This is a genomic window from Methylomicrobium sp. Wu6, from assembly GCF_035916875.1.
GTDB lineage: Bacteria > Pseudomonadota > Gammaproteobacteria > Methylococcales > Methylomonadaceae > Methylomicrobium.
On the sequence record NZ_JAXUHN010000007.1, the window covers coordinates 1 to 3,415 of the forward strand.

The following is a 3,415-nucleotide window of genomic DNA, read 5'->3' on the forward strand; positions in this document are numbered from 1 at the left end:
CCCTTTGGACACAGGAAAACCCGCCTGCCTGCCTGAGCTACGGCTCCACACAAAAGTGTGAGTCGCTTAAAAATTCGGCCGGTGGATAGGGAAAATTATACTTTTCGGGCAGACACTAGTTAGGCACTCTCCCTGCAACGCCGTTTTCAATATACGATCTGAACGAGGTCCGGATATCGCGCACCTTGTCGCTTGCGCAGAGTTCCGCGCCCAGCGACGACTGCCGGCAGCGGACATCGAGAAACAACTGCTGTTGACTATTGCCCATATCGATCTTCGAAACCGATAGACTCAGATCGGCGTCGGCTTGAGGTTCGGCTGTCATCAGCAGTTTTTCGTTGTCAATATCGGGAGGTGTCGTAGAAAAGGTGCGCACAAACTGATGTGCGCTTTCCCAAGCCTTTGCACACTGCGCTGGACTCCCGCATAGGTACAGGCCCAGTTCGACGGCGGCCTTCATTTCCGCGGTTCTGTCGCTCAGCTCCTGCGGCTCTTCGGTATCGGAATGGGTTAGAAATTTATAGCGCTCGATATCGGCTTCGAAAGCGCTCTTGACATGCCGTTTCTTGCCTTCCTGTTTCTCGATCTCCGCCTCGACCTCTTTGATCTGCGCCTTCGCTTTATTGATCTCCTCAGTCAACACGGCGGGAGTTTTTTCGCCGCTGCGTTCATGGCTCGCGGCGCGTTTAAGCTGATTTTCCAGCGCGGTTTCGGCACGGAGCTTATTGCTGTGCAGGATCATGATCTGCGAATCCATCGCGTGCATTTTTTTCTTTAAAGACTCCTGCATATCGTTGACATTACGAAAAGCGCTCAACAATACCTTATCGTTGACCTTTTGCTTAGCGATAATTTCTTCCTGCGCCTTTCTCAACGTATTGAGGCGCCGATCGAGTGCAATCTGCTCCTGGGTTTTCGCCTTTTCGGTCACCTCAACCACGAGCCCATTCTCGCTCAACTTTTCACGGCGATGTTGAACCTGTTCCGGCGGCACCTGATCGGATAAAAACGTTTTGCCGTTTTCATCGACCCAACGGTACATTTTCTTGGCATGAGCCGCCTGGACGGCAGTCAGGCCACATACGATGAACAGCAACAGGCTAATAGAAAAAGTGCGGTCTTGCATGGCTTTAACATTGAATAAACAGGAATCGTCTAAAGTATAGCGAAAGATCGGCACGTTAAAATGTCTGAGCAGTTCCTTTTCGCTACGCCGGCAGGCAGCATCCTGCCGGGAAAGAAGCCTGCCGCAATTACCAGGCGATCAGTGCCGCCAGTTGATTCAGGGGAGGCAGGATGATCATGCGAGCGACCTGCATGAACAATAACGCGGCCAGCGGCGATAGATCGATGCCGCCCAAATCCGGAATGATTCTTCTGAAAATATTCAGCAAAGGTTCGGTCAGGCTGTAAAGAATCGACGACGCCGCATCGAAGCGCCCCGGATTAATCCAACTCAACAACGCTTGTGCGATAATCGCGAAGATGAATACATTGAAAAGCAAATTGACCAGTTCCATGATCGCGATCACTGTCAACGCGCCGATGCCAAGCGTTGCGCCCTGCAACAATCCGATCAAAAAATTGGCCAGCATTTGCAAAGCCAGCATCAGGATCAGCGAAGACGTATCGATCTTGCCGATCGGCGGCACATAGCGGCGCAGCAGCCTTAACGGCTGCTGGGTCGCCTTGACCAAAAACTGCGAGATAGGATTATAAAAGTCGGCGCCGCACCACTGCAACAGAAAACGCATCAGTACGGCTAGTATGTACAGCGAAGACAACGCCTCGACGATCAGGACGATCGGATCGGTAATATAGCTTGAACCCATTAATTGAACTCCGGTAGATTGGACATTTCGATCGAACGGTCGCGCGCCGCATGTAATGCTTTTGAAACCAGATCGTTGAAACCGCCATGCTGAAAGGTTTCGATCGCGCGCTGCGTGGTGCCGCCCGGCGAGGTTACGCGTTTACGCAAAAGTTCGGGGCTTTCGCTCGATTCCAACGCGATTTTTGCCGCACCCAATGCGGTTTGCAGCACCAACAATCGCGCCGTTTCTTCGGTCAAGCCCAAATCCACCGCAGCCTGCTCCATCGCCTCCATCAGCAGAAAATAATATGCCGGGCCGCTGCCGGACACCGCAGTCACCGCATCAAGTTCTTTCTCATCCTTGACCCACAGCGCGATACCGACCGAACGCAAAATATTTTCGGCCGTGTTGCGTTGCTCGGCGCTGACTTTAGCATTCGCGTGCAAGGCCGTTGCGCCGGTCAACACCAATGCCGGCGTATTCGGCATGCAGCGCACTATCGCAATATCGGCGCCCAGCCACGCGCTCAAACTACGCTCGCTGATACCGGCCGCAATCGAGACGACCAACGGTTTGCGTTGCTGAATCAGCGGCGCGGCCTGCAATGCGACATCGTGCAAAGCCTGCGGCTTTACCGCCAATACAACGACATCGGCCTCGTTTATCACCGTGCCGTTCGATGCGGTTACATTCACTGTCAGGCGCTCCGCCAATGACTTGAGCTGCTCGGCATTGATATCCGAAACCCAGATGTTACCGGGTTCATGGCCCGACGCGATCAATCCGCTAATCAGGCTGGTCGCCATATTGCCGCCGCCGATAAATCCTATTTTTTGTGTTTTCATTTTCACCCTGCTTTGATGTTTCCGTAAATATTTTACCCTATATAAGGTTTAGAAAATCAATCACAAGACAATCGTGGAAAATCCGTACAAAAAACTGTCGTCCGGATTGAGCACCCCTGCCCGGATATTTCATCAAAAAAGCTCGGCACAGTCTTGAAACGCTAATAAAATCTACTTGCGAACTAAAGTTTGTGAGGAACTGTGCCGATGCCAAATTGTACCTCGGATTCAATGACTTTTGGACGCCTGGAGCGCCGGGTTATCGAAGCTAATTTTCAGATCGGCGCGATCAGTGCCGATGGCGCGGGCTGTTACTGTTGCGTCAACTCGACCAGCGCATCGGTGAAATGGTTTAATAAGCCCGGACACTTCTCAAGGCAGAATTTATACTGTCAGTAGAGGTGAATATGAGTAACAGCAACAAGTCAAAACGGCCAAAATTCAGTTTGGAATTTAAGCAAGTTGCGGCTCGATTAGTGATCGAAAAGGGATATACCCAGCAAAGAAGCCGCGGATCATTTAGGTGTTTCATTATGGTGGCTGCCTGGCAAGAACAAAGAAATACTACCGCTCGGCCAATGGAGTGGCGGTTTACTGATTAGGTTTGAGCTACTACACACTACAACAGTGACTGAGTACTAGTGTCTAATTGTATAAAAATACGATAGATATATAATCCTCTGAAAATTACAGAGGAGTTATCGATGGGGCGTATTGCTAAGGTGGTTAAGTTGAGCCAACAGGAGCGCGTAGAGT

The 3,415-nt window shown here is 51.1% G+C and carries 3 protein-coding genes; all 3 read right to left on the reverse strand.

Translation table 11 applies throughout. From position 1 onward, the window contains the following. Positions 1–115: 115 nt before the first annotated feature. On the reverse strand, positions 116–1,126 hold the full coding sequence (locus tag U2W12_RS00185; protein WP_326498661.1) for a DUF4124 domain-containing protein: 1,011 nt from the start codon (positions 1,124–1,126) through the stop codon (positions 116–118). A gap of 127 nt (positions 1,127–1,253) precedes the next feature. Next, on the reverse strand, positions 1,254–1,832 hold the full coding sequence (locus U2W12_RS00190) for a YggT family protein (protein WP_326498662.1): 579 nt from the start codon (positions 1,830–1,832) through the stop codon (positions 1,254–1,256). Then, positions 1,832–2,659, reverse strand: a complete 828-nt coding sequence (gene proC / locus U2W12_RS00195) for a pyrroline-5-carboxylate reductase (RefSeq protein WP_326498663.1) — start codon at positions 2,657–2,659, stop codon at positions 1,832–1,834. The genes U2W12_RS00190 and proC overlap by 1 nt, the downstream gene beginning before the upstream one ends. Between the last annotated feature and the right edge of the window lie 756 nt (positions 2,660–3,415).